Raw genomic sequence first — 26,143 nt, forward strand, 5'->3', positions numbered from 1 at the left:
ATCTACACCGTCCTGATGCGCGGGTTGATGAGCAGGTAGAGCATGTCAACCACGATGTTGATGATGATGAAGGCAAGAGCAACGACGATAACGACGCCCTGAACCAGGTTCGCCTCGTTGCCCTGAACGCCCTGCAGAATCGCGGTGCCCATGCCGGGGAGGTTGAAGATAACCTCGATGACGACGGCGCCGCCCATGAGGTAGCCGATCTTAAGACCGAGGGTGGTGACCGGGGTGATCAGCGCATTGCGAAGAACGTTGATGCCGACGACGACCTTCTCGGGAACGCCGGCGCCGCGAGCCATACGGACATAATCCTTGTCGAGCTCCTCGACCATGGCGGTACGCACGATACGAGTCATCTGGCCCGTCAGCGGAAATGCCAAGGCGATTGCGGGCATGATCATACGTCCCAGATAGCCAACCGGATTCGTGGTGAAGTGAGGCAGAGCACCCGATGCCGGGAGCACCTTAAGGTAGGAAGAGAACAGCAGGATCAACAGAACGGCAAGCCAGAACGACGGGGTTGCCAAGCCGGCGATGGAAAAGACGCGGATCACTTGGTCCGGCCATTTGTCGCGATACAGTGCCGCGATGACGCCGAGCAAAAACGAAACGACCGCACCGATGGCAAGACCGATGAAGGTCAGCTGCATCGTGACGGGCAGGGCCGTGGAGATGCGCTTGGCAACGGAGTTGCGAGCAGCACCATAGGTGCCCATGTCGCCATGGATCAAATCGCCCATATAGCGCACGTAGCGCACGGGCCAGGGGTCGTCCAGACCATACTTCTCATGGTACTCGGCAACCGCCTCGGGCGAGGCACCGTCACCCAACGCCGTGTAGGCGGGGTCGGTCTTGGAGAACGACATAAGGAAGAACACCAGGACGGTGACGCCCAATGCCATGATCGGCAGCGCCACAAGACGCCTTCCAATCAAACGTAGCAAGTTGTTCACGTTCTCTCCCCTTTCTTTTGTCGGTAGGACCAACTGGTATATGAGTACGGATACTCATTACAAGACCCGAGCGACATCGTTGCCGCCCGGGTCTTTGTTTCAACTATGAGGATACGGTCCCAACGACCGACATCCTGCATACAGACTCAAGCGAGTCTTACGCCTTGACGGTCGCAACGCCCCTGAAGGACATGCTCGTCGTGCCGATGCCCTTGAAGCCATCGAGGGCCTCGCCGTTGGGCGCAGTGGACGGATCGTCCCAGGAAGCGGAGACGGTCTTGACGTGGACAACGGGGTACAGAACGGCGTTGTCGGCAATGATGTCGAAGCACTCGTTCCACTTCTTCTGCTGCTCGTCGCCCTCGGCGGCAAGAGCCTCGTCCATGAGACCGTGGAGCTTCTGCCACTCAGCGGACTCCTTCCACGGGCAACGGGTCTGCATCCAGACGTTGTCGCCGTACCACCAGTTGAGCAGCAGGTCGGGGTCGGCGCCGAAGCAGGAAGGATCGCCAGGGGCAAGGAGGATATCGTAGGCCTCGCCGCCGTCGATGGCAGCGTAGGTGGCCGGCGAGGTATCGGTCTGGATGGTCACATCGAAGCCGAGAGCGTCGAGGTCGTTCTTGACCTGGGCGGCCATGCCCTTAATCTGCTCGTTGTCGGTGGTGCGCAGGGTGATGGCACCCGGGGTGATGCCAGACTCCTCGATGAGCTTCTTAGCCTTCTTGGCGTCGGTCTTGTACACCGTGGAAGCCTCATGATAGTTGGTGAAGCTCTTGGGCAGGTAGCAGCTGGCAGCGGTGGCAAGGCCGGCGAAGGTGTTGCTGACCATCTTCTCGGTGTCGAGCGCATACATGACAGCCTGACGGACCTTGACGTTGTTCCAAGGCTCCTTGGCGACGTTGAACATGATGAAGCGGGTGCCGAAACCCTGAACGTTATCGATCTTGCAGCCGGCGCTCTCGAGCTGGTCGACGGCGTCAGCGGTAACGAGCTCCATAACGAGCGTGGAGCCCTCCTGCTGAGCGGTAACGCGAGCGGTCGGGTCGGTCAGGATGCTGTACTGGATCTTCTTATCCTCGGCAGCATACTCGCCGTTGTACTCGGGGTTGGGAACCAGGGTGATCTCGGTATCGGAGATAGAGTCGTACATCCAGGGGCCGGAGCCGATCGGCTGCTTGGCGCGATCCTCCTCGGTCTGGGTGGCCGGGGTAACGCGGATGATGGCCAGACGATCCTTGAGCAGGGAGAAGTTGGGGACCTTGGTCTTGACCGTCACGGTGCTGGCGTCCTTGGCCTCGATGGACTCGAAGGGCTGGAAGAACGGAGCATAGGTAGCGGAAGCGGCGCAAGCGGTGTAGGAGGCAACGACATCGTCAGCGGTGACCTCGGTGCCATCGGAGAACTTGGCGCCCTTGCGGATGGTGACCTCGAAAGTGGTGTCGTCCACAGACTTGGGATCGTCGGTGGCGAGCTCGTTGAAGGTGCTGTAGTCGTGGTAATCGATGCCGTAGAGGCCCTCGACGACGTGCCAGTTAGCACCCAGGCCCACAGCGGAGCCGGTGCTGGCGGGATCGAAGCTGGACGGAGCGTAAGCGGAACCAGCGGTGATCACGCCGCCGCCACGGTTGGCGGAATCGGTGGAACCGGAAGCGGAACCCTCGTCGCTGGAGCTGCCACCGCAGCCGGTGAGACCAAGCCCTGCGACAGCAGCGACGCTGCCGGTGAGGCCGAGGAACGAACGCCTGGACATACCCTTGTTGATGATGGCCATGTCTTCTCCTATCAATAGAGAATCTTACCCGGGAGCACCTAGACGTGCCCCCGCGCAACTTGCGGACGATATATACCTTACCTACCGACGAGCCCAACTGAGGTGCCGCGCTCGGCGACCGATACATACATACGCTTGAACGGTATTTACTACCGTTCACCGAATTCATTGACAAACGATTCGCCAGACAGTATGTATCGACGAGGTGAGATATCAGTCTTCGTCAACCCGCAGGATAGCAGGGTTGTTCATCATGGCTAGTCAAACGTTTTAGCGTTAATAAAACCCGAAATCGGCTGGTAATCGCCGTGAAATACATGATTGAAAATCACGCAATCATGTATATCAGTTGTTTAGAGGCGTGTTTAGTTTTCGGATTGCTTTGCCGCCGCCTCGGCGCGCTCGGCATTCCATGCAACGAGCGCCTCGTGAACCGCTTTGGCGACATCGGCAGGAACGCCTCGAACTTCCGCGATCTCTTGCTCGCTCGCCGCGCGCAAACGCTTCATCGAGCCAAAATGGCGCATAAGGGCACGTTTTCTGGTGGGTCCCACGCCTGGAACGTCATCGAGTACCGATACCGTCATGGCTTTATCGCGCAATTCGCGATGGAACGTGATAGCAAAACGGTGCGATTCATCGCGCACCTGTTTAATTAGATAGAGCGACGCGGACCCGGTCGGCAGCACGACGGGAGTCTCGTCCCAAGGCACGAAAACCTCCTCATCGGCCTTTGCCAAGCCACAAACTGGTATATCGAGCCCAAGAGCCTCAAGTTGCTTGATCGCAGCGGTCAATTGCGGCTTACCGCCATCGACAACGAGCAAATCGGGGCGCGAGCCAAAGCGCTCGTCGGCCATGCGCTCGGGAGCATAGCGTCGTCCCAAAACCTCGGACATCGACACGAAGTCGTTTGCCTCGTCCAATTCGGCCTGGATTTTAAAACGACGATACTGGCTCTTGTCGGCGCGCCCGTTGGTAAACACCACCATCGAGGCGACCGTAAAGGTGCCATGCAGCGTCGAGATATCGAAGCACTCGATACGCAACGGCGGCGATGGCAGCGCCAACGCACTTTCGAGCTCCAGGAGCGCTTGATTGGTGCGGTCGTCAGCGTACCCCGTTCGCATCATGTAGCGCATGAGGGCATGGCGCGCATTTTTGGATGCCATATCGAGCAGACGGTGCTTTTCGCCACGCTGCGGCCTATGGAGATGACAGGAACGCTCACGCTTGCCCGCAAGCCACTCCCCCAGCGCCTCCGCATCCTCAAGCTCGACGGAAAGGTTGACCTCAGCTGGAATATCAGCCGTCTCGTCGTAATAGCGCTTAAGAAAGCCCGACTGGAGCTCTTCCTCGTCAACATCAAGACCCTTGTCGAGAATGAGCTCGCAGGTGCGAACTGTTCGACCCTCGCGAACGACGAAGACGCAAGCGGCGGAGATGGTCTCCTCGCGATAGAAACCGATGACATCGATATCGACACTGGAGGGAAAAACGACTTGCTGACGATCGTCCAGACCCCTGATGACCTCCAAACGACGTTTGACGCGGGCGGCGCGCTCAAAATCGAGCGCCTCGGCGGCCTCCGTCATCTCGGATGTCAGCTCGTCGACGACGTCCTTGCGATGGCCCGACAAAAAACGTTCGACACGCTTGACGTTCTTGGCATAGTCTGCCGGGGAAATCGCGCCGACACACGCACCCGGGCCGCGCCCGACATGATAGTCGAAGCAGGGGCGCCCGTTTTGCGCGCAAATCATATTGACGATGTCTTCCTCGCCCTTGTGGGACTCGACGATACGGCGACAACGACGCCACTCCGCACAGGATGCGGAGCAGATGGGGATAACCTTGCGCAGCGTATCTATCGTCTCACGTGCCGCGCGGCTATCGGTATAAGGTCCAAAATAGCGCGTTCCCGGTTTATGACGCTCACGCGTGTATTTGATAGCGGGATACAGGTCGCCCTTTGTAATGGCGATAAAGGGGTAGCTCTTGTCATCCTTGAGGTCGACGTTAAAGTACGGATGGTACTGACCAATCAAATTGCGCTCGAGCACCAACGCCTCGTGCTCGGTCTCCACCACGATATAGTCGAAGCTCGCCACCAGCTGCATCATCAGTGGGATCTTCTGGCGCTCGTCCTGCAGCGTCACGTACTGACGCATACGGGCGCGCAGGTTTTTCGCCTTGCCCACGTAGATGACATCGCCCTTGGCGTCTTTCCAAAGGTAGCAGCCGGGCTGCGTGGGAACGCGCGAAACCTGCTCGGCAAGCGTTGGAATGTTGTCGTGACCGGCCACGCGCACCTACTTGCGACGAATCAGCGCCGAGACCTCGGGCATCTTAAGGACGACGGCAAGGCCAAAGGTAACAGCAAGCGAGACGACACCCGCAACGCAAACGTAGCCAAGAGTAATCAGAATCGAGCCGCCAAGTGCCCCGACAAAGTGCTCAAGCGCCCGCATGACGCCGGCGCCTGCGGCAGCACCCAGGCCACCGAGCAAAAGGCCAAAGAAACCGCCATGCAGGATAGATTTAACCTGAAGACCACGCAGGCGACGACGCAGCCACCACAGCGAGCAACCGACCAAGATCACGTAGTCGACGACATACGAAAGCGCGATTGCCGGCATACCGAAGCCCAGCACAACGCCAAACAGCAGAACCGAGCCGGCCTGGCCGATGGCGGAATACAGACAATAGCGGCTATAGGGCTTCATGTCGAGCAAGGCAGAGAAGCTCTTCTGCATCAGCACGACCACGCCGTAGAGCGGCAGGGAAAGTGCCAGATAGATAAGGAACTCCGACACCAGCGCCACACCGGACTCATCGAACTTGCCAGCGCAGTAGATCATGTTGAGCGGACGCGCGAAGACAATCAGGTACAGCGCGAATGGAATCAGGAAGAACAGCATCTGGGCGACGCCACGCGAAATGCCCGTGCGGACGCTGTCGTAATCCTTCTCCTGTGCGTCGTGAGAGAGCTCGGTATAGAGCGCCGTCGAAAGCGAGGCGGCAATCAGCGCGTAGGGCAGCGTGTACCACAGGCGCGCATAGGCGATGACGGAAGGACCAGTCTCGGGCTGGACCACCAGCGCAGCAGCGTTGGTGATAGAAGTCGAGACAAACATGCACACCGTGGCGAGCAGCGTCGGGATACCGAGCGCAATCGTCTGGCGCAGTGCGGGGTCCTTAAAGTCGATATGGATATGGGGATGCACGCCGTGCTTGCCAAGCGCGGGGATCTGACATGCCATCTGAACAAAGACACCGAGGGTCGTACCGGCCGCAATCAAGATGATGCCGGCACGTTCGCCAAACTGTGCGGACACGGGCGCAAAGCCCATAAAGCTCGCAATGACGATCACATTGTTGAGGACCGGGGCAAACGTCGACCAGAAGTAGTCGCGGTGTGCATTGAGGACGCCCGAAAACACCGAGCCCAAACCATAAAACAGAATCTGGATGGCAAAGAAACGGAACATGAACGCAGCGGTATCCATGCTGCCGCCGTCACCCGAAAGGAACGATTGCGTCCAGATAAAGCCCGGGGCGAACACGGTCCCCAGCAACGAAATGCCACCCAGCACCAATAGCAGAATACCGAGCAGGTTGCCCACGTACTCGTTAGAGGCCTCGCGACCCTGCTCACGCCTCACGCCCATGTACACGGGCAAAAACGCCGTCACGAGCATGCCGCCCATCACGAGTTCGTAGAGCATATTGGGCAGGTTGTTGGCGACCTGATAGGAAGACGAGAGCAGCGACATGCCGATAGCGGCCGCCATTGCCCACGTGCGGATAAAACCGGTGACGCGAGACACGATGGTCAGGATGGTCATAAGCCCGGCGGAACGACCAACCGTGGAGTAGTCCGACGAGCCCATGTCGTCAGTGTCATCTCGCGACGAAGAAGCTTCGGATGAGGGTGTCTGAGGCGCAGATTCTTCTGCAAAATGAGCTCCGCGCTTCAATTCTTCCTGCGGCATCGCTCAGTCCTCTCTCGTAATCGCGGCAACTGTCGCCCCGCAAAATGCAATTAAATCATCAGGTGCAAGCTCGAGCTGATAACCACGCTTGCCTCCCGAAATAAAAATGGTATCCCAAAGGACACATGTCTCATCAATGAGCGTCCGGTAGCGTTTTTTCATACCGACCGGACTGCAGCCGCCGCGAACGTAGCCAGTCGTCGCGAGCAAGTCCTTCACATGCATCATGGCCAAGGACTTCTCCCCCGCGGCACGCGCGGCGGACTTTAGATCGAGCTCGTCGGCAACAGGGATGCAGCACACGACGTGGTCGTTGGACGGCGTCACGCAGACCAAGGTCTTAAATCCTTGACCGGGCTCCTCGCCAAGCTGCTCCGAAATCGCGACCCCCAGGCCCGCCGACTCATCACCATCGTCTTCGTACGTATGTAGAACATAGGAAATGCCAGCGCTTTCCAGCTCGCGCATCGCATTGGTTTTTGGCGTCTTTACAGCCTTTGCCATGGCATATCCTTTCCCTCGCATTCGGACGCAAGGATTAAGTATATGTCCAATTCGGCTGCATACGTCACTTCGACACAGCAAGCGCCATCGAATCACAAGGAGTCGATGGCGCCCATAAACTGAATCGCCTATTTATTGAGTATCAAGTTGAGCCTGACGCTCCCGGTCACGCCTGAGCAACGGCGCCAAAAACTTGCCCGTATAACTCTGCGGACAGTCCGCAACCTGCTCCGGTGTGCCCGAAACCACGACGGTTCCGCCGCCGTTACCGCCCTCGGGGCCCATATCAATCAGGCGGTCGGCAACCTTGATGACATCAAGGTTGTGTTCAATCACCAGTACCGTGTTGCCCGCATCGACCAAGCGCTGCAGCACATCGAGCAGTTGGCGGACGTCCTCAAAATGAAGGCCGGTCGTCGGCTCGTCCAAAATATAGAACGTCTTGCCCGTCTGGCGTCGATGAAGCTCCTTGGCGAGCTTCACACGCTGCGCCTCGCCGCCCGAGAGCGTCGTGGCGGGCTGGCCCAGGCTCACGTAGCCCAAGCCTACATCGTACAGCGTCTGGAGCTTGCGCTTAATCTGCGGGATATTCCCAAAGAAGGCCAGCGCCTCGGTGACGCTCATGTCGAGCACGTCAGAGATGGTCTTACCACGGTAGGTGACCTCAAGCGTCTCGCGGTTATAGCGTTTGCCGCCGCAGACCTCACAGGGGACATAGATATCGGGAAGGAAGTGCATCTCGATCTTAATTTGTCCGTCGCCCTTGCATGCTTCGCAGCGACCGCCGCTCACGTTAAAGGAGAAACGTCCCGGCGAGTAGCCGCGCGCCTTCGACTCCGGCGTACTCGCAAACAGCGCGCGAAGATCATCCCAAAGGCCAATGTACGTAGCAGGGTTGGAACGCGGCGTGCGGCCAATCGGCGACTGGTCGATATCGATAACCTTATCGATACACTCGATGCCCTCAAGCTTTTTGTACGGGCCCACAGGACGCGTCGAACGGTGAATGGCATTCGTAAGGGCAGGTGCGATGGTGTCGGTAACCAGGGAGCTCTTGCCCGATCCCGACACGCCGGTAACAACCGTAAGCGTACCAAACTCGATCTTGGCAGTAACGTTTTTGAGGTTGTTGGCGCGGGCGCCCGTGATCTTAAGGCAGCCGCGACCGGGCTTGCGGCGTTCATCGGGAACCCGAATCATTCGCTTGCCGGTCAGGTAGGCGCCCGTCATCGAATCAGGGCACGCCATGATATCGGCAGGCGTTCCCGCGGCGACCACGTGTCCGCCGTTCACGCCCGCGCCGGGGCCCATGTCGATCACATAGTCGGCAGCACGAATCGTATCCTCGTCGTGTTCGACGACGATAACGGTATTGCCGATATCGCGTAGGCGCTCAAGCGTCTTGATCAGGCGCTCGTTATCGCGCTGATGGAGGCCGATCGATGGCTCGTCCAAAATGTACAGGACACCCATGAGGCCGGCGCCGATCTGCGTTGCCAGGCGAATGCGCTGGGCCTCGCCTCCGGAAAGCGTTGCCGAGGCACGGTCGAGGGTCAGATAGTCGAGTCCGACATCGACCAGAAAGCGCAGGCGCTCCAGGATTTCCTTGACGATGCGCCCGCCGATAAATTGTTGGCGCTCGGTAAGCTCCAAGCCCTCAAAAAACTCGAGCGACTCGCGGCACGACAGACAACAAACCTCGTAAATGGACTTGCCGCCCACGGTGACGGCGAGCATCTCGGGGCGCAAACGAGCGCCGTGGCAGCTCGAGCACGGCTCCTCGCGGATGTACTTCTCCAAGCGCGCCTTGGTGTTCTCATTCGTCGTCTCGGTATAGCGCTCGTACAGGATATTGCGCACGCCCGAGAACTTGGTGTCCCACTGGCTGCGGCGCCCATCGAGCTTTTGATAGTCGACCGAAATCTTCTGGTCGCCCATGCCGTCTAAAAACGCGCGACGCACCCGCGGAGGCAGATCCTCCCACGGCGTATCGACGCTCACCTTAAAGTGTTTGCAGACCGCAGCGAAAATCTGCGGATAGTAGTTAGAGTTGCCAAACAGGCTGCCAAAGACCCCGTCGGCGATCGACTTCGAAGGGTCTTCGATTAGGGCCTCGGCATCGACCGTCTTCTTAAAGCCCAGGCCATCGCACTCGGGGCACGCGCCATAGGGCGCGTTGAACGAGAAATCACGCGGCTGCAGGTCATCGATGGAGTGTCCATGCTCCGGGCACGCTAACGCCAGCGAATACTCCAGCAGCTCGCCCTCGGTCCCCTCGGGAGCATCACGATCGGGCAGCATGTACACGTTTACATTGCCATGAGCCAGCGCAGTCGCCTGTTCAACGGACTCGGCAATACGGCCCAGCGAGTTCTCGCGAATCACGATGCGGTCGACCACGACCTCGATATCGTGCTTGAATTTCTTATCCAAATCGATAGGGTCATCAAGCGAGCGAACCTCGCCGTCGACACGCACGCGGCTAAAGCCCTCGGCGCGAAGGTCCTCAAACAGTTTGGTGTACTCGCCTTTTCGCCCGCGTACCACCGGTGCCAGCACAAACGCACGACGACCCTCTCCCGCCGCCAGGACCTTATCGGCGACCTGGTCGGTGGTTTGGCGCTCGATAACCCGACCGCACTCGGGGCAGTGCGGCGTACCGACGCGAGCAAACAGCAGTCGCAGGTAGTCATAAATCTCGGTTACGGTGCCCACCGTCGAGCGCGGGTTCTTGGATGTCGTCTTTTGATCAATTGAGACAGCCGGCGAAAGGCCGTCGATTGAATCCAAGTCGGGTTTGTCCATCTGGCCCAAGAACTGGCGCGCATAACTCGAAAGGCTCTCGACGTATCGACGCTGGCCCTCGGCATAGATAGTGTCGAATGCCAGCGAACTCTTGCCCGAGCCAGAAAGACCGGTAATGACCACGAGTTGGTCACGCGGAATGGAAACATCGATATCCCGGAGGTTATGCTCACGAGCGCCGCGAATAACGATAGAAGAATCAGACATGGAAGCTCCTTGCCTCCTATTGCATCGAATCATACTGCCGATGAGTTTAGCGCACTCGACGCGCACAGATGTTCGTAATACAAGATTCGCAGACCTTTAGCTTTGCGTATCGGGCGCTTTGTTTCTCGAAATGCCGTGGAAAGGTTACAGTAATCTAATACTGAACTTAATTTGCTGTACCAGAGGAACGTCCATGACCGAAGATATCCCCCTTGAAATCACTTCGAGCGACATGGCCAATCTGCTCATATTCATCGCCGTCCTTATCGTGGCCGCCGTCGTCGTGCGCGTGTATTTTTCAATCAAACGCAACGAAAAGCCACCCATTGCCCGCGTCTTTTGGTGCGCGACGCTCCTCATCCCACTCGGCGCGGTAGCTGCATGGGTTACGAATCAATTGCTCGTAAATGAGGGCAGCTCCCTATGGGTCCTTTCTTATTCGGCGCTCGGTGCTGCCGCCGTCATGCTTCTTGTCGAGCCCTTGGTTTCGGGGCTTATCGACCAAACCGACCTTGCGACGGGAACGGTTGCCTGTATTTGCCGTGACATCCTTGTCATCGCCGCTGTTTCAGCGCTCTCGTTCATTTCACTCGAAATTGCCTGCAACGAAACGTTCTATCGCATTCCCGCCAACTCATTCGGGTTTTCCGTCGGGTTGCTCGCGACGGTTCTGCTCTCCCTTTATTTGTTGGGACAGCGTCATGGAGGCGTCATGGCCCTCGTGCCCGTCGTCTGTTGCATCCTTGGCATTGCCGAGCACTTCGTCATAACGTTTAAAGGCGAAGCCATCCTGCCAAGCGATATCTTGGCCCTTGGCACCGCAATGGAAGTGAGCGAGGGATACGAGTTTACCTTTACCGCCGGAATCGTAACCTCTCTCGCCCTGTTGGAGATTTCCCTGGGGCTTCTTTCGCTCATCCGACCGCGAAAGCTCCGTGCGCCCACCCATGTCTTCCCCGCTATCGCCGCTAACCTCTGTGCTTTTCTGCTAGTGACCGTTGTGGGGCTCTCAGGCTTCTCCAGCATCGACTTGGAGCAGGCGCTGGATTTTGGATTTGACCGTTGGCAGCCCATCACCACGTATGTGTCTCAGGGTTTTATCACTTCGTTCACCGAAATGGTCAACGAGTTGCCCATTGAGAAGCCTGAAGACTATACGCCCGATGAGGCGCAGAGCATCGAGCAGGAGCTCGCCGCCGTCTACGACAGCACATATGGCTCGAGCGAACAGCGCGCGGCGGCCGTTGCCCAGTTCAATGAAATCAAGCCGACGATTGTTGCCGTCATGAACGAGAGTTTTAGCGACCTTTCGTGCTTTGAGCAGCTCCAGGCGGCCGGGTACACCGGCCCCGCATTCTATAACTCGCTTCCCGACACACTTGTTCGCGGCACCATGCTCGCTTCGGTCGCCGGTGGCGGAACGGCGAACTCCGAATTCGAATTTTTGACCGGAGCGACAACGGCCTTTGTCGGATTAGGCAAAATCCCCTATCAGCTGTATCAGATGAATGGCGTCAACAGCCTGGCAAAGGACCTTAAAGAGCTTGGGTATACCGCTACCGCTATGCACCCGCAAAACCCCGTCAACTACCATCGAGATAAAATCTATCAGCAGCTGGGCTTTGGAGACTTTCTTTCAATCGGCGATTTCGAAGGTGCGCCCTATTACCATGCCGGCGTATGCGACTACGCCACCTACGACAAGATACTCGACCTGCTTAGAACCGACGAAGCCCCGCAGTTCATCTTTGACGTCACGATGCAAAATCACGGCGGCTACGACTATGGCACCGTTCCCGCCGAAGAGCTGACAAACTATTGGGTCGAGGGAGCCAGTGAGGGTGCCAACAGCGCGCTCAACACCTATCTCACCTGCATCAACGCATCCGACCGGGACCTCGAGTACTTTATCAACGAGCTCCGCAATATCGGCAGACCGGTTGTTCTTGTCTTTTTTGGCGACCATCAGCCGAGCGCCGCAACGACTCTCAACGACGAGCTGTACCCTCAGGAAGATACGGCAAGCCACGCTTTCCGTATCTATCAGTCGACATATCTCGTCTGGGCTAACTATGAGATCGCCGGCAATACCGAGCTCAACGTCTACGACACCGTCGGGGCAAACGAGATTGCAGCCATTACCCTTAATAAGATCGGCGCCCCGCTCACCAATTACCAAAAGGCCCTGCTTGCGACAAGGTCAGATGTGCCCACCATCAATGTCGCCGGCTATCTCGGTGCCGACGGGCTGCGCTACGACTTGGAATCGGAGGACAGCCCCTACGCCTCGACGATCGACAAGCTGCAGCGCATGCAATACCTCGAGTTCGCCAGCAAAGTTCAGTAAGCCCGCCCATTCGCTTGGGCTCATCGTATTGCAAGCACGCTCGGCCCAAACGCATCGCAAATGACTCCCGCTCGCAAACGAGGGTACAATGACGCTCGTGTCACATCGCGGGGCCCCGGCCCCAGCATATACAAAGGAGTCATACATGGGTTGCGAACACGCACAGGCCGCCGGCGGACAAACGTCGCCGTCGCAATTTGAGGAGAACACGCTGTCCGAGGTCAAGCGCGTCATCGCCGTGCTTTCCGGCAAGGGCGGTGTCGGCAAGTCATTTGTCACCGGTGCCATCGCCACCGAGCTTGCCCGTCACGGCCACAAGGTCGGCGTCCTCGATGCCGACATCACCGGTCCCTCTATCCCCAAGATGTTCGGTATGAGTGGACGCCACGTCCATGCCCTTGGCAACCTTATGCTGCCCGAAATCTCCGAGCACGGCGTCAAGGTCATGAGCTCCAACCTGCTGCTCCAAAACGAGACCGACCCCGTCCTTTGGCGCGGCCCGGTCATCGCAGGCGCCATTAGGCAGTTCTGGAGCGAGACCTCGTGGGGCCCCATCGACTACCTGCTGGTCGACATGCCTCCGGGAACAGGCGACGTCGCGCTCACCGTCTTCCAGTCGCTGCCGGTCGACGGCATCGTCATCGTCACGAGCCCGCAGGATCTGGTCTCGATGATCGTCGCCAAGGCGGTCAACATGGCCGAGAAGATGAACGTCCCCATTCTGGGCATTGTCGAGAACATGAGCTATATTGAGTGCCCCGACTGCGGCAAGAAGATCGAGGTCTTTGGCAAGAGCAAGCTCCCCGAGGTCGCAGAGCGCTATAACCTCGACATCTTGGGTCAGCTTCCCATTAATCCGGCACTCGCCGAGGCCTGCGATAAGGGCGAGGTCGAGACCGCGCTGCCCGATGGCATGTTGCCCAAGGCAGTCTCTGCCGTCGAGGCTATTACCCCGCACGAGACCGACGAGGCCTAAGTGAACGCGAGCGCCCTCTATGACGTCTTGGTAATCGGCGGCGGGGCTTCAGGCCTCGCCGCCGCCATTACGGCCGCACGCGCTGGCAAAAGCGTCTGCATCGTTGAGCGCGATGTCGCCTGCGGCCTCAAGCTCCTTGCGACCGGTAACGGCCGCTGCAACCTCTCCAACGAATCGATTGATCCTCAGCGGTATAACCACTCCGTATTCGTTGAATCCGTCATGGGCCCCCAGCCCGAACAAGAGCTTATGGGGTTCTTCTCCTCGCTGGGCATCATGACAACCTCCGAGGAAGGCCGGCTGTACCCGCGCTCCCTTCGCGCCGAATCGGTGCGCGACGCGCTTCTCAACGTTTGCGACCGCCTAGGTATCACCTTAATCTGCGGAGCCAACGTTGCCTCGGCGCACAAAGCTTCCGAAGGCTGGGCACTCCAAATAGACCGTCCAGCGCGGGCGCTCAAGGCAAAAAAGCACGATGACCGAAAATCGGAGCTCCGCTCGCTTCGGAAAGCGCTCGCCGATGTCTCTCGCAAGAACGAGGCCCTGCAGGCACATGCCGTAATTATCGCTACGGGCGGCAACCCCACCGGTATCGCCGATACGTTTCGCCTCCCCCTCACTTCGCTGCGCCCCATCCTCTGCCCCGTATCGGCAACGGTCGTTGGCGATCGGGCGGCACTCAAGACGTTGGATGGCCTGCGCGTCCGTGCCCGCTTGACGCTCGCCCGCAATCATAATGAGCTCTGGCACGAAGACGGTGAAGTGCTGTTTCGAACCTTCGGTATCTCGGGTGTCGCTGTCTTCAACCTCTCTCGTCGTATCCAGCACGGCGATACGATCCTGCTCGACGTTTTCCCCGACCTCTCCAAAGACGAGTTGCTCGATATGCTCAACCGGCGCGTTGAGCTGTTCGGTGACTTTTCACCCCGCGATCCCCGTTGGCTCGACGGCATGCTCGCCCCGCAACTCTCCCGCGTCGCCTGCACAGCGTTCGAGCAGTGCCATCCAGGCTCCAACGATGTCATCCACCTGGTCTCGATCCTCAAGCACTTTAAGTTGCTCGTCAAGGGAACAGCCGAGGAGCGCTCAGCACAGGTCACGCGTGGTGGTGTATCTGTCGAGAGTATCTCAACACCCAGCCTACGCGCGCGCAGCGTTGTCGACGCCCCGCTTTACGTTTGCGGTGAAGCGCTCGACATCGACGCCGATTGCGGAGGCTTTAACCTTGCGTGGGCCTGGATCTCGGGCATTCGCGCTGCAAGCAGCCTGTAGCCGCGCAGTCTATAATCAAAAACGCATTCGGGCCGTCTGGAATACCGGACGGCCTCTTTCTTGCCTCTAAGGAGACCTCGATGATCGAAATCACCCAAGTCAACGCGTCGCTCGATGAAGCCGGCGATGAAAATGTCTGTCTCATTGTTGGCAAGCGAGTCGCCAAGCGCGTCCTACGTTGCAAGGACTCCGAAATCAAGTCCATCGAGCTCCACCGCAAGTCAATCGACGCTCGCAAAAAACGAGACGTCCATTTTATCCTGAGCTTTCGTGTTGAGCTGACTAGTCCCCACCTCGAGCGAGAAGCGGTCGACAGCGTTGCCGAGCGTGACCGCTCGCGCGTACGCGCGATAGAAGACGATGAGCCTTCATTCCCCTCCCCCGCCTCCGACGCACCTCAAGAACGCCCTGCCGTTGTCGGCGCCGGATGCGCCGGCCTTTTCGCTGCGCTTACGCTCGCCGAAGCAGGTCTTAAGCCCTTGCTCATCGAGCGCGGCGACCCGGCATTTCGCCGCTCGCAGGCGATCGACCTCTTTCTAAAGGAGCGCATCCTCGACCCCGAGAGCAATATCCAGTTTGGCCTGGGCGGCGCGGGAACCTTCTCGGACGGCAAACTCAATACGGGAACCAAAAATCCCGCCCATCGCCTTATCCTCGAAACCTTCGTCGAGGCGGGCGCGCCCCGCGATATTCTGTGGGATGCCAAGCCGCACATTGGCTCCGACATCCTTCCCACGGTTGTCACCGCTATATCCCAGCGCATCGAGCAGCTCGGAGGTGTCGTCCGTTATCGAACGAAGCTCGTCGACATTCGCATCGACGTGTCTGGCGCCATCACCGGTATTGATGTCCAGTCGTCCCAAGACGCCGCTTGCGAGCCAATCGAGACAAAGCACCTCATCCTCGCCTGCGGGCATTCTGCTCGCGATATTTTTGAGCTCCTTAAGGGCCACAACGTGGCCCTCGCACAAAAGACCTTTGCCATGGGCGTTCGCATCGAGCATCCGCAGCGCGACATCGACCGAGTCCAATACGGAGCCTCGGCGGGACATCCTGCCCTCGGAGCAGCCCCTTACAAGCTCGTCGCCCATCTTCCCAACGGCCGCAGCGTGTTCTCGTTTTGCATGTGCCCCGGCGGGCAGGTTGTCGCCGCCTCTTCCGAGCAGGGCCACCTGTGCGTCAACGGCGCCAGTCTCAATGCCCGCGACGGACGCAACGCAAATGCCGCCTTGCTCGTTAACGTCACACCCGAGGACCTTCCCAACGATGACCCGCTCGCCGGCATCGAGCTCCAGCGTGCCTGCGAGGCGGCCGCCTATCGCCTGGGCGGTTCCAACTGGAACGCACCGGCACAGCTCGTCGGAGATTTCCTCGCAGGACGTGCCAGCAAGGCGCCCGGAAAGGTAAAGCCCACCTATCCGCTCGGTGTGACCTGGACGGCAATTGACGAAGCCCTGCCGCAGCATATCGTCGAGTCGCTCCGCCTGGGACTTCCCCTACTCGGAAAAAAGCTACGCGGCTACGACCGCCTCGACGCCGTTCTTACCGGCGTGGAGACCCGCTCGAGCTCACCGGTCACCGTCGCCCGAGACCGAACATGCCATGCCGTGTCGACCCCGGGCCTCTACCCTTGTGGTGAGGGAGCTGGATATGCCGGCGGCATCATGAGCGCGGCCACCGACGGCATCCGTTGTGCCGAAGCCCTGATCGCAGACCTCTAACGCACGAATTCCAGCGCGCAAAAGACATAGGCCCCGAGCTCCACAGGGAACTCGGGGCCTGTTCGCTATTTCTTAAACCGTGCACCCTTGCGCTTTCTGCCCGATGCGAACGTGGAACCCTTGCGGGCCTGCGAACGTAAGCGCTCAATCGTCTCGTCCTCAGACGCACCCTCGAGCATCGCCCGAATCTGAACGACAGCATCGCGCAGGCGCGCCGCCTCCTCAAAGTCCATGGTGGCAGAAGCGTTACGCATATCCTCTTCCATGGTTTCGACGATCCGCACAAGCTCGTCATGCGGCAGTTCTTCCAACTGCTCCGCAAGTGTCTGCTCGGGCGCCACCGTTTCCGGCACACCGCCCTCGCCCGACTCATCGGGCGTATAGAATGCGCCATGGCCAAGAGAGTCGCCCTTCGAGCGCCCCTTGGAACCCACGGTTTTTTCGGCCTCGGCAATAAAACTTGAGATGTCGTTGATGGCCTTGCGCACCGTCTTGGGCACAATGCCGTGCTCTTCGTTATATGCCATCTGAATCTCGCGACGGCGCTGCGTCTCCTCGATGGCCTCTTTCATCGAATCGGTCACAACGTCCGCATACATGATGACTTCACCATCGGCGTTACGGGCCGCGCGGCCAATCGTCTGGATCAGCGAACGGCGGTTGCGCAAGAAGCCTTCCTTATCGGCATCGAGAATTGCCACCAGTGAGACTTCGGGAAGGTCTAGGCCCTCGCGAAGCAGGTTGATGCCAACGAGAACATCAATCTTTCCCTCGCGCAGCGTTCGCAGGATCTCGACACGGTCCATCGTCGCTGTATCGGAATGCATGTAATTGACCTTAATGCCGGCATCAAGCAGATGGTCGGTCAGGTCCTCGGCCATGCGCTTGGTGAGCGTGGTCACCAGCACGCGCTCCTTGCGGGCAACGCGCTCGCGAATCTCGTCCTCAAGATCATCAATCTGCCCACGAACCGGACGAACATCGATCTTGGGGTCGAGCAGACCGGTCGGACGAATAATCTGCTCCACGTCGTTTTGGCTCACCCGCAGCTCGTAGTCGCCCGGCGTGGCCGAAACATAGATAAACTGGGGTATCCTTGCCTCAAACTCATCGAAACGAAGCGGGCGATTATCGAGTGCCGAGGGCAGGCGAAAACCGTGTTCCACCAGCGTTATCTTACGCGAGCGGTCGCCTTCATGCATGCCGCGGATCTGCGGCACCGTCACATGGCTCTCGTCGATGATACAGAGCATGTCCTTGGGAAAGTAATCGATCAGGGTAAACGGCGGCTCACCCGGCTTGCGACCGTCCAGATGACGCGAGTAGTTCTCGATGCCGTTGCAAAAGCCCATCGTCTCGAGCATCTCAAGATCATAATCGGTGCGCTGCTGCAGACGCTGCGCCTCGAGCAACTTGTCGGTCGCCTTGAGCTCGGCCACACGCTTCTCGCACTCTTCACTGATTGATTTCAGAGCGGCCTTGACCTTTGGCTTCTCGGTCACGTAATGCGAGGCCGGCCAGACGGGAATGGCCTCGTACTCACGAATCATCTCGCCGGTGACCTCATCGATCTCGGCAATCAGCTCGACCTCGTCGCCAAAGAACTCAAACCGCAACGGATGCTCGGCATAAGGCGGATACACGTCGACAATATCGCCGCGCACGCGGAACGTGCCGCGCGCTAGGTCATAGTCATTGCGATCATATTGAATGTCGATAAGCGCATGGATAAAGTCATCGCGCTCGAGCGGCACCTTCTTGTCGACGTTTGGAGCAAGACCCGCATAGTCCTCAGGAGAGCCAATGCCATAGATACACGAGACCGATGCGACAACGATCACATCGCGTCGAGAGAGCAGTGACGCGGTCGCCTGATGGCGCAGCATCTCGACCTCTTCGTTAATCGAGGAGTCTTTCTCGATATATGTATCGCTTTGCGGCACATACGCCTCGGGCTGATAGTAGTCGTAGTACGAGACAAAGTAGACCACAGCGTTGTTGGGAAAGAACTCTTTGAGCTCGCTCGCAAGCTGAGCGGCGAGCGTTTTATTGGGAGCCATGACCAGCGTCGGCTTCCCCAGGGCCTCAATAGTCTTAGCCATAGTGAAGGTCTTGCCCGAACCAGTCACGCCCAGCAAAACCTGATAGCGATCTCCGTCCCTCACACCCTGCACAAGCGACTCAATGGCCTTAGGCTGAGAACCTGCAGGCTCATAAGGAGATACAACCTTAAATGGCACCTCAGAGCCCTCAACGCCAAAACGTTTGAGCTCTCCTCCAACACGCTCAACTTCAAATTCCGCCATGGATACTCCTAACTCATATATCTGCAGTATACGCAGGCGGCAGGCATAGTCCTATACGAACCGATCGGGATAGAGGGTCTTATAGCGAACCCAGGCATTATTGACACGAATCAGATAAGCCTGAGTTTCAGGGAAGGTAATCGCATTATGGAGTGACGTGTTCTGCTGCGCCCATCCGTCGACATTGCCCATACCGGCGTTATAGGCGGCAATGGCACTGTCAGTCGACCCGTTAAAATACGCTAGAAGATACGAAAGATACGCACAGCCAAACTCGATATTCGTAGCCGGATCGTTAAGGTTGTCGGCCGAATACTCGTCACCGTCGACAAGGCCCTTGGCGATCATATCCTGAGCAGTCACGGGCATCAGCTGCATCAATCCCTGAGCACCCTGATTCGATTCGGCCTTGGGATCCCAATTCGATTCAGACTTAATGACAGCGCACACCAGATACGGATCCAGATTATGCGAAATACTAGATTGCTTTACATACGCCTCGTAGTCAATGGGATACAGCGGCTTAAAGAAAGCCGCAGGAGCACACGAGTAAACGAATGAGATAAGGCCGAAGGCAAAAACGGCAGCCAGCGGTATAAGGCGATACCACGCAAAGAAACGTGTCTTAGGCATCGGCATCCTCCTTATTCGCAGTGTCTATAAACCCATGGCATGCAAGCCATGAGTCAAGCTGCTCAAAGAGCGAATTATCGCCTGCGGCATTATCAATCACCGTTGTAGCGAGATTGCACAGCGCAGATTCATCAGGCTGGCAAGCAGAACGGGCATCGAAATCAGATGGCTCCATACCACGATGAATAGCACGCCCGCGACGAACTGCTAAAGGAGCGCTGATAACCAGAATTTCATCAGCCAGGCCAAAAGCATCCTCAAAACCAGTCGGGGCAGAAACCTCGACCACCGCAAAGGGATAACGGGGGGACGAAACCGTGCAGCAAACCGGATCAAGAATCCTCAGTGACAGCTGCTCAATGAGAACGGGGTGCACAATGCTATTGAGCCTCGCGACCGCATCAGGAGAAACAAAAGCTCGAGAAGCGAGGATGTTACGGCGAACGCCGCCCTCCTCGTCCAAAATATCCCAGCCAAATTCTTCCGCGAGGGCATTGACGATATCGGAGCCTGGCACATACAGCGATTTGGCAAGCTCGTCCAGATCGATAAGCATGGCGCCATGAGATTCGAAATAGCGGCAGGCAGTCGACTTACCCGAAGCAATATTGCCCAAGACAAAAACGGTAAACATCAAGTCCTCCCTAACGCCAATGGGAGTTATTATCGCGCAAATACAAAAGAAGGACTCAAAATACAGCCAAACAGTAAGACAAGCTAAAAGAAGGCGAGTTCTTGTATTACAGCTCTCTATAAAACGCAAAAAAGGGGGGAGGCCGCGAGGCCTCCCCCTTCTACAGTTTCGATGACGGCTCGGTGCCGTCCACCGGTCAGCGGCGCCCTGGCCTCCCACGGGCTGACCCCGCAGTACTCTCGGCGCGATGGGACTTAGCTTCCGGGTTCGGAACGGGACCGGGCGCGCCCCCTTGCTCTGGCCGTTATCATCTGATCGAGGACGAGGATGTAACCCGCGCCCGCGTGCGCGAGCTTGCCATCAAGTACTATCCCACGGTCGAGGAGTCGACGAGGAGATTGCCCAGGGATTTGCCGGCGTCCAGCTCTTCTAGATTCAGATCGAGCATCTCACCGGCAAGCAGATCCAGGAGAAATAGAGCCACCAAACCGCAAACAATCACAGGCACGCAAGCGCGAGCGCTTCTACCAGCAAAAACTCGAGAAAGCCAACCGCAAGCTGGAGTAGCAGCTCGATCTGATTGCCGAGGCACTGCCCGGCTGCGTGAAAATCAGCAACGACGATGCAACCTATTCGTTCAAATATGTCTCCGAGCAGTTTGTCGAGGAGGACGCTCTGCAGCAAATCCGTGAAGCCGGACTCTACGCCCCCAGTGCCGGCGGGCGCCAGGGCCCAGTATTCGTTGTTTGCCAAGACCGTTCGGTCAATGAGCGCCTGGGCAAAATCAAGCGCGCCAACTCCCGACCGCACATGGCAACTGCCACAAACTATGTGTCGCGTGAACAGTCAGGCATCGTAGATGACCCCAACATCAAGAACGCCTTCTACGACGCACCCACCGTCATCACCCTCTTTGGACCCAAGAACTTCCTATTTGCCGTCGAAGACTGCATGGCAGCCGCCGAGAACATGATACTCGCGGCCGATGCGCTTGGAATCGCTTCCTGCTACATCGGCCAGGGCTGGCCCGCATTCAACGATCCCCACGGCCAGGAAATCCTGCGCCAGTGGAAGATGCCGACCACCCATTACGCCATAGCCCAACTCCTCTTGAGTTACCCGCGCCTAGGTGACAAACACCCCGCGCCCAAGCCGCGCGAAGACGGACGCATCATCCGTATTGAAAGGGCAAAAGCATAAAAACCGCTATTCGGAAACCCGGCTATCGCACGCGCGGCGTGCGCTTGCGATAGAGGCCATGCCGATTACAGTAGACATAGATCCAGCCGGAGCCGGTCATGTGGAACCGTGGCCAATCAAGCTGCTCGGGATAGAGCTTCTTGAGATTCACGCCGTCGCTCGTCACATAGGCGATAAAGCTCACGAAATGCTGTTTAGTCATGGGATGGTTGCCAGCCGTCACGTACCATTCGTGTTCCACGCGCTCGATTGAGAAATCGTGTGCCGAGCCCGGCTCGGGCGTCTCGGCCTCCTGCGGCAACATCGTGGACCCGCAGCAGCTAAACGAGCCCTCACCCGTCGCCACCACCACGTTTCCGCAGATAGGGCACACATAGAATATGCAGCGGCTCATGTTGGCTGCACGGTTGGCGTTGCGACGGACCTCGCCGCACAGGAGCTCGGCGACCGAGCAACCCAACGCCGAAGCCAGGTCGTCAATCAACGTGATATCAGGAAGGCCGCGGCCGGTCTCCCACTTGCTCACGGCTTTATCGGTCACGCCGATCTTCTCCGCAAGCGCCGCCTGGGTAAGCCCCCGTTCAGCCCGCAGCTCGCGCAGCGTCTCGGGCGATAGGTAAGTAGACATGTGCGTCTCCTCTGAGTTATCAAAGCAATAAAACCGGGCGGCGCCTGCCCGTGAAACTCATTATGAGATGTCTCGTCGCCGATTCCTACCTACGCTCGGTAGAGTCAGCCGCTGGGTATGAACTGCGGACGGCAAGATAGCATTCACCGATAAACGATGCGGCACCCCGCCGCTTGCGGCATTCTCGGACAGAATTCCCAGCAACCGTCCCAGAAATGGCAAAAAAGCGCCGCCCGGCTCATGGTCTGGCGGCACCTCATATCAAGCTGCGAATCAACTGTGTCTGCTAGTACAACGTAGCGCCGTTAAGCTGGTTTTTCTTGACAAACTCACCTAGCAGGTACTTGACCGTGGCGGGATCGTAATGATCAAAGATGCGCGGAACCGATGGGTCTTCGAGCGTGGCAAACTCCGCCATATCCTCAACCGTGAGCTCAAAGTCGAAGACGTCAAAGTTCTGCTCCATGCGGTCACGATGAACCGTCTTGGGAATCACGATTACGTCCTGCTGCATGAGCGCACGCAGCACCACCTGGCCAGCGGTCTTGCCGTAGTTGGCGCCGATGCACGCAAGCAGCGGGTTGCAAAAGATGTCGTTCTGACCCTCGGCAAACGGCGCCCAGGCCTCGTGCGCCACGCCCAGGTCGACCATGTTGGCATGGGCCTCCGCCTGCTGACGGAACGGATGCGTCTCGATCTGGTTGACGGCAGGCACCACCTCGGCGAGCAGCGCCACGTCCACAAGGCGCTCGGGATAGAAGTTGGAGACGCCGATAGCGCGCAGCTTACCGGCCTTGCAGGCATCCTCCATGGCACGGTAGGCGCCCGTGTAGTCGCCCATGGCCTGATGCAGCAACATGAGGTCGATGTAGTCGGTACCGAGCTTCTTGAGGCTTTCGTCGATCGATGCAGCCGCGCGCTCGTAGGTCATGTTGGAGACCCACACCTTGCTGGTGATAAACACCTCGTCGCGCGCCACGCCGGACGCGGCCACGCCTGCGCCCACGCCTTCCTCGTTGCCGTAGGCCTGCGCGGTATCGATGAGACGATAGCCGACCTCGAGTGCCTGACGCACGCACTCGGCCGTCTCGGCGGGCGGGGTCTGGAACACGCCATAGCCGAGCATGGGTATCTTCACGCCGTTGTTGAGGGTCTTATAAAACATATCTGTCCCTTCATGTTTGGCCGCGCTTGGAGCAGCCCGTTCATATCACGTCTTTAAGCGCCTACTGCTGCGCCGCGTCCACGTCGACCTCGGCCATGGCCCACTCGGGGGCCTCGTCGGCCACATGGTAGTAGGCCTTCTGCGGCAAGGCGTTGATACGCGCCATCTCGTCCTCAGTCAACTCAAAGTCAAAGATATCGAGGTTGTCGTCCATATGCGCAGGGCTGAGCGTCTTGGGGAAGACCACGTTGCCTTCCTGGATGTGCCAGCGCATAATCACCTGGGCCGGGGTCTTGCCGTACCTGGCAGCAAGCTCGGTAAAGACGGGAGCGTTGAGCAGTCCAGCGTCACCGTGGCCGAGCGGATACCAGCCCTCAAAGGTAATGCCGTGCTCGGCAAGCTCCGCCTTGAGCTCATGCTGATTCCAGTAGGGGTTGATCTCTACCTGCAGCACCGCCGGCTTGATGGTGGCCACGTCGAGCACCTCCTGAACCTTCTCGGCACTGAAATTCGACAGGCCGATGCTGTGCACCTTGCCCGCGCGCACGGCCTCTTCCATCGCGCGCCAACCGTCCACGTACTCACCGTAAGGCTGATGGAAAAGCAGCAGGTCGATATAGTCGAGCCCCAGGCGCGCGAGCGTCTTGTCGATTGCCTCAGCGCACTTCTCGTACGGATAGCTCTGCGGGAAGAATTTAGTGGTTACAAAGAGCTCCTCACGCGGAACGCCGCACGCGGCGATCACCTCACCCACGGCACGCTCGTTGAGATACATGTTGGCGGTATCGATATGGCGGTACCCGGCCTCGATGGCGCGCGGCAAACACGCGCGCACCTCATCGGAGGTCATCTGAAACACACCATAGCCGAGCTGCGGAATCTTATTGCCATCGTTCATCGTGACGCTGTGCATAGAACGCCCTTTCATCTTGTGCGACAAAACTGCCACAAAGGGACAACCCCGTTATGGCGGCAATGCCGGCGCGTGTTTTACAGCTTTAAGTTTGCGTGCCGGCACATCGAAAGTACAATGCCGATTGCGCGATATCATATGCACGAGACGCATGAATGAGAGGAGCTTCTCACGGATATCGAACAGCTCAGGCAGCTCGACGCCATCGACCGCACAGGTACCATCAGCGCCGCAGCCACGGAACTCCGTGTCTCGCAGCCCGCACTCAGCCGCTCCGTGCAGCGCCTCGAGGCCGAGCTCGGTCAGTCGCTCATCGACCGCAGCGGACGCCACAGCCAGCTCAACGAGGCCGGCAAGATTGCCCTCGACTACGCGCGCCAGATCCTACGTGAGGAGCGTCTCATGCGCGAGGCCCTCAACGTCTACGCCCGCCGCCAAAACGTGCTCTCGGTGGCAACGGTGGCGCCCGCACCGCTCTGGCGCCTCACCGCGCAGCTGGTAGACCACTTTCCGCAAACGATACTCACCTCGCAGACGCTCACGCAAGAGGACGTTGAGCGTTCCATCATCAACGGGCAAATCGACCTTGGCATCTCGACCAGGCCCGTAATGCTCCCTACCGTCCGCTACACACAGCTCATGACCGAGAGCCTTTCGGTCGTGCTCCCCGCGACACACCCGCTGGCCGGTCGCTCCACGCTCTCCGCAGCCGAGTTAGACGGAGAGACGTTTCTGCTCTACAGCCAGATCGGCTTTTGGAAGAGCTACTGCGACACGCTGTTCACCCACTCGCGTTTTGTGACGCAAGAAGACCGCACCGTCTTTTTGCAGCTCGCCCAAACCACCAATCTGCTGTTCTTCGTGAGCGATGCGCCACAAAACGATATCGATACCCCCGCGGACAAGGTTATCGCGCCCCTGCGCGATACCGCGGCGCACGCCACGTTCTATCTGCTTGTCAACAACGATGCCCGCCCCGATGCGCAGGCTGCTTTTGATTGGGTGGCAGCGCAGTAATATCTTAACCAGGCGACTAAGCATTCATGCAGCTTGTGCTAGCTGACAACATTCTTGCCCGCCGCGGCTTTACCGTGGCGCCCGCCGACGCAAACAATCTGGTGGCCGCGACTACATAGGCATCGAAAGCGCCCGCAAGATTGCCGACAAGACCACCGAGAAGCCAAGGTCCCTGCCGCCCGCTCTGAGCTCATCTACGATTCCACCATGGGCGAGAACGGTGTGCTCAACATCGGCAAAGTCGGTGACTTCCAGTGCGAACTCGTTCTTGTTAATACGTTCCAGGTCCCAGCGACCGCTCGCCATGACCGTTTACACGTCGCGCACATCCTCGGGCGCATAGCCACTCGACCCGATGATGGACTTTTGCGCATAGGTCAGATGCAGCAGGTCGAGCGCATGCGGTTTGTTGTTGACCGCAACGGAGACAAAACGGCTCCCGATCTATCCCAGCCGCATAAAGTCATCGACCTTCGCCTGCGAGCACCATGCCGCAACGCGCCCACGGCATCCCACCGTAAACGGCTCGATTAGACTCCCCAGGCGATCGGAAATGCACTCATCCACGCCATAGAGCGACCGGTCACGCTTGTCATCGGCCGGACAAGCGCGCAGTTTTTGCGTAAACGCCGCTGTATCCCGCCACATGTAATCAATAAAATAGTAAGGGCCGACCGCAAACCTCGCGGTCGGCCCTATGTTATATCTCTTGATCAGCGTCCCCCGGCCATTAATTGAGCACACGCTAGATCTTAGCCTTCTTACACGTAGAGCACTTGGGATACTCGAGAAATCGCACGCGCATACCGTAGCCCCTTTCTTGCAGCACATCTGCCTTTATCCCCATAGAAGCAAAGTCCATGGGAGCCATGCTCGTCCAGCAATAGAATATCGTCTCCGCGTCCATTTTTCTTGCTTTGTCTACGCCTGCAGAACGTTCTCAGCCGATACAAGGGCAACATCCGTCCCCGCAACATCCTCAAGTTGACGCAAAAAAGGGGGAGGCCGCTAGGCCTCCCCCTTCTTCAAGTCAAGCGTACGGCTCGGTGCCGTCCACCGGTCAGCGGCGCCCTGGCCTCCCACGGGCTGA

At 58.4% G+C, this 26,143-nt stretch carries 20 protein-coding genes and 1 rRNA gene; 6 read left to right on the plus strand and 15 right to left on the minus strand.

Going from position 1 to position 26,143, the window contains the following annotated elements:
* Positions 1 to 2: 2 nt before the first annotated feature.
* The 6 genes from I2H81_RS09100 to uvrA all read right to left on the minus strand — a co-directional run bounded on the left by I2H81_RS09100 (position 3) and on the right by uvrA (position 10,241).
* The gene (locus I2H81_RS09100; protein WP_035138896.1) at positions 3 to 959 is read right to left on the minus strand and encodes an ABC transporter permease; all 957 of its coding nucleotides are present in this window, start codon (positions 957 to 959) and stop codon (positions 3 to 5) included.
* 157 nt (positions 960 to 1,116) lie between these two features.
* A complete protein-coding gene (locus tag I2H81_RS09105) occupies positions 1,117 to 2,730 on the minus strand; it encodes an ABC transporter substrate-binding protein (RefSeq protein WP_195645323.1) in 1,614 nt (537 codons plus the stop codon).
* A 365-nt stretch (positions 2,731 to 3,095) separates the two neighbouring features.
* Positions 3,096 to 5,036, minus strand: coding sequence for an excinuclease ABC subunit UvrC (gene uvrC / locus I2H81_RS09110; RefSeq protein ID WP_324253207.1), 1,941 nt, complete (start codon positions 5,034 to 5,036; stop codon positions 3,096 to 3,098).
* A gap of 6 nt (positions 5,037 to 5,042) precedes the next feature.
* Positions 5,043 to 6,623, minus strand: coding sequence for a murein biosynthesis integral membrane protein MurJ (gene murJ / locus I2H81_RS09115; RefSeq protein WP_195535925.1), 1,581 nt, complete (start codon positions 6,621 to 6,623; stop codon positions 5,043 to 5,045).
* 105 nt (positions 6,624 to 6,728) lie between these two features.
* Positions 6,729 to 7,229, minus strand: coding sequence for a Cys-tRNA(Pro) deacylase (gene ybaK, locus I2H81_RS09120; RefSeq protein ID WP_195645325.1), 501 nt, complete (start codon positions 7,227 to 7,229; stop codon positions 6,729 to 6,731).
* A 132-nt stretch (positions 7,230 to 7,361) separates the two neighbouring features.
* Entirely contained in the window at positions 7,362 to 10,241 is a 2,880-nt protein-coding gene (gene uvrA, locus I2H81_RS09125; protein WP_195645326.1) for an excinuclease ABC subunit UvrA, read from the minus strand.
* Between the two features lie 193 nt (positions 10,242 to 10,434).
* On the opposite strand from uvrA, the gene I2H81_RS09130 reads away from it, so the two are divergent.
* The 4 genes from I2H81_RS09130 to I2H81_RS09145 all read left to right on the plus strand — a co-directional run bounded on the left by I2H81_RS09130 (position 10,435) and on the right by I2H81_RS09145 (position 16,557).
* The gene (locus I2H81_RS09130) at positions 10,435 to 12,588 is read left to right on the plus strand and encodes an LTA synthase family protein (protein ID WP_195645327.1); all 2,154 of its coding nucleotides are present in this window, start codon (positions 10,435 to 10,437) and stop codon (positions 12,586 to 12,588) included.
* A 145-nt stretch (positions 12,589 to 12,733) separates the two neighbouring features.
* Positions 12,734 to 13,564, plus strand: coding sequence for an Mrp/NBP35 family ATP-binding protein (locus I2H81_RS09135; protein WP_022094864.1), 831 nt, complete (start codon positions 12,734 to 12,736; stop codon positions 13,562 to 13,564).
* The gene (locus I2H81_RS09140) at positions 13,565 to 14,836 is read left to right on the plus strand and encodes an NAD(P)/FAD-dependent oxidoreductase (RefSeq protein ID WP_195645328.1); all 1,272 of its coding nucleotides are present in this window, start codon (positions 13,565 to 13,567) and stop codon (positions 14,834 to 14,836) included.
* Between the two features lie 80 nt (positions 14,837 to 14,916).
* A complete protein-coding gene (locus I2H81_RS09145; RefSeq protein WP_195645329.1) occupies positions 14,917 to 16,557 on the plus strand; it encodes an NAD(P)/FAD-dependent oxidoreductase in 1,641 nt (546 codons plus the stop codon).
* Between the two features lie 65 nt (positions 16,558 to 16,622).
* Here the strand turns inward: I2H81_RS09145 and uvrB are convergent, their stop codons facing one another.
* The 4 genes from uvrB to rrf form a co-directional block, all read right to left on the minus strand.
* Complete coding sequence (gene uvrB / locus I2H81_RS09150) at positions 16,623 to 18,863, minus strand: excinuclease ABC subunit UvrB (RefSeq protein ID WP_195645330.1); 2,241 nt, start codon at positions 18,861 to 18,863, stop codon at positions 16,623 to 16,625.
* Positions 18,864 to 18,914: 51 nt separating this feature from the next.
* Complete coding sequence (locus I2H81_RS09155; protein ID WP_195239188.1) at positions 18,915 to 19,496, minus strand: lytic transglycosylase domain-containing protein; 582 nt, start codon at positions 19,494 to 19,496, stop codon at positions 18,915 to 18,917.
* A complete protein-coding gene (gene coaE / locus I2H81_RS09160) occupies positions 19,489 to 20,130 on the minus strand; it encodes a dephospho-CoA kinase (RefSeq protein ID WP_195645331.1) in 642 nt (213 codons plus the stop codon). The genes I2H81_RS09155 and coaE overlap by 8 nt, the downstream gene beginning before the upstream one ends.
* A 194-nt stretch (positions 20,131 to 20,324) precedes the next feature.
* A 5S ribosomal RNA gene (gene rrf, locus I2H81_RS09165) occupies positions 20,325 to 20,439 on the minus strand.
* A 294-nt stretch (positions 20,440 to 20,733) separates the two neighbouring features.
* Here rrf and I2H81_RS09170 point away from each other — a divergent pair.
* Positions 20,734 to 21,330 (plus strand): nitroreductase family protein, encoded by a 597-nt coding sequence (locus I2H81_RS09170; protein WP_195645332.1) that lies wholly within the window; start codon positions 20,734 to 20,736, stop codon positions 21,328 to 21,330.
* Between the two features lie 22 nt (positions 21,331 to 21,352).
* On the opposite strand, the gene I2H81_RS09175 is transcribed toward I2H81_RS09170, so the two are convergent.
* The 3 genes from I2H81_RS09175 to I2H81_RS09185 all read right to left on the minus strand — a co-directional run bounded on the left by I2H81_RS09175 (position 21,353) and on the right by I2H81_RS09185 (position 24,036).
* Positions 21,353 to 21,958, minus strand: coding sequence for a helix-turn-helix domain-containing protein (locus I2H81_RS09175; RefSeq protein ID WP_195645333.1), 606 nt, complete (start codon positions 21,956 to 21,958; stop codon positions 21,353 to 21,355).
* 286 nt (positions 21,959 to 22,244) lie between these two features.
* A complete protein-coding gene (locus I2H81_RS09180) occupies positions 22,245 to 23,123 on the minus strand; it encodes an aldo/keto reductase (protein ID WP_195645334.1) in 879 nt (292 codons plus the stop codon).
* 61 nt (positions 23,124 to 23,184) lie between these two features.
* Positions 23,185 to 24,036 (minus strand): aldo/keto reductase, encoded by an 852-nt coding sequence (locus I2H81_RS09185; RefSeq protein WP_195645335.1) that lies wholly within the window; start codon positions 24,034 to 24,036, stop codon positions 23,185 to 23,187.
* 177 nt (positions 24,037 to 24,213) lie between these two features.
* Here I2H81_RS09185 and I2H81_RS09190 point away from each other — a divergent pair, with 177 nt between their 5' ends.
* Positions 24,214 to 25,053: a LysR family transcriptional regulator gene (locus I2H81_RS09190; RefSeq protein ID WP_195645339.1), complete on the plus strand. Its 840-nt coding sequence runs from the start codon at positions 24,214 to 24,216 to the stop codon at positions 25,051 to 25,053.
* A 111-nt stretch (positions 25,054 to 25,164) separates the two neighbouring features.
* Here I2H81_RS09190 and I2H81_RS09195 read toward each other — a convergent pair whose 3' ends face one another.
* Both I2H81_RS09195 and I2H81_RS09200 read right to left on the minus strand, forming a co-directional pair.
* Positions 25,165 to 25,359, minus strand: coding sequence for a hypothetical protein (locus I2H81_RS09195; protein ID WP_195645336.1), 195 nt, complete (start codon positions 25,357 to 25,359; stop codon positions 25,165 to 25,167).
* A 138-nt stretch (positions 25,360 to 25,497) separates the two neighbouring features.
* The gene (locus tag I2H81_RS09200) at positions 25,498 to 25,701 is read right to left on the minus strand and encodes a hypothetical protein (protein WP_195645337.1); all 204 of its coding nucleotides are present in this window, start codon (positions 25,699 to 25,701) and stop codon (positions 25,498 to 25,500) included.
* Between the last annotated feature and the right edge of the window lie 442 nt (positions 25,702 to 26,143).

The sequence above is a fragment of the Collinsella aerofaciens genome, from assembly GCF_015561195.1.
Taxonomy (GTDB): Bacteria; Actinomycetota; Coriobacteriia; order Coriobacteriales; family Coriobacteriaceae; genus Collinsella; species Collinsella aerofaciens_AC.

What these genes read in the sequence shown, in the direction of transcription:
- uvrA (WP_195645326.1), bottom strand. Translation starts at nt 10,241, where the DNA reads ATGTCTGATTCTTCTATCGTTATTCGCGGCGCTCGTGAGCATAACCTC.
- I2H81_RS09135 (WP_022094864.1), top strand. Translation starts at nt 12,734, where the DNA reads ATGGGTTGCGAACACGCACAGGCCGCCGGCGGACAAACGTCGCCGTCG.
- I2H81_RS09195 (WP_195645336.1), bottom strand. Translation starts at nt 25,359, where the DNA reads ATGGCGAGCGGTCGCTGGGACCTGGAACGTATTAACAAGAACGAGTTC.
- murJ (WP_195535925.1), bottom strand. Translation starts at nt 6,623, where the DNA reads ATGGGCTCGTCGGACTACTCCACGGTTGGTCGTTCCGCCGGGCTTATG.
- uvrB (WP_195645330.1), bottom strand. Translation starts at nt 18,863, where the DNA reads ATGGCGGAATTTGAAGTTGAGCGTGTTGGAGGAGAGCTCAAACGTTTT.
- I2H81_RS09105 (WP_195645323.1), bottom strand. Translation starts at nt 2,730, where the DNA reads ATGGCCATCATCAACAAGGGTATGTCCAGGCGTTCGTTCCTCGGCCTC.
- coaE (WP_195645331.1), bottom strand. Translation starts at nt 20,130, where the DNA reads ATGTTTACCGTTTTTGTCTTGGGCAATATTGCTTCGGGTAAGTCGACT.
- I2H81_RS09145 (WP_195645329.1), top strand. Translation starts at nt 14,917, where the DNA reads ATGATCGAAATCACCCAAGTCAACGCGTCGCTCGATGAAGCCGGCGAT.
- I2H81_RS09200 (WP_195645337.1), bottom strand. Translation starts at nt 25,701, where the DNA reads ATGTGGCGGGATACAGCGGCGTTTACGCAAAAACTGCGCGCTTGTCCG.
- I2H81_RS09180 (WP_195645334.1), bottom strand. Translation starts at nt 23,123, where the DNA reads ATGTTTTATAAGACCCTCAACAACGGCGTGAAGATACCCATGCTCGGC.
- I2H81_RS09130 (WP_195645327.1), top strand. Translation starts at nt 10,435, where the DNA reads ATGACCGAAGATATCCCCCTTGAAATCACTTCGAGCGACATGGCCAAT.
- I2H81_RS09175 (WP_195645333.1), bottom strand. Translation starts at nt 21,958, where the DNA reads ATGTCTACTTACCTATCGCCCGAGACGCTGCGCGAGCTGCGGGCTGAA.
- I2H81_RS09155 (WP_195239188.1), bottom strand. Translation starts at nt 19,496, where the DNA reads ATGCCTAAGACACGTTTCTTTGCGTGGTATCGCCTTATACCGCTGGCT.
- I2H81_RS09185 (WP_195645335.1), bottom strand. Translation starts at nt 24,036, where the DNA reads ATGCACAGCGTCACGATGAACGATGGCAATAAGATTCCGCAGCTCGGC.
- ybaK (WP_195645325.1), bottom strand. Translation starts at nt 7,229, where the DNA reads ATGGCAAAGGCTGTAAAGACGCCAAAAACCAATGCGATGCGCGAGCTG.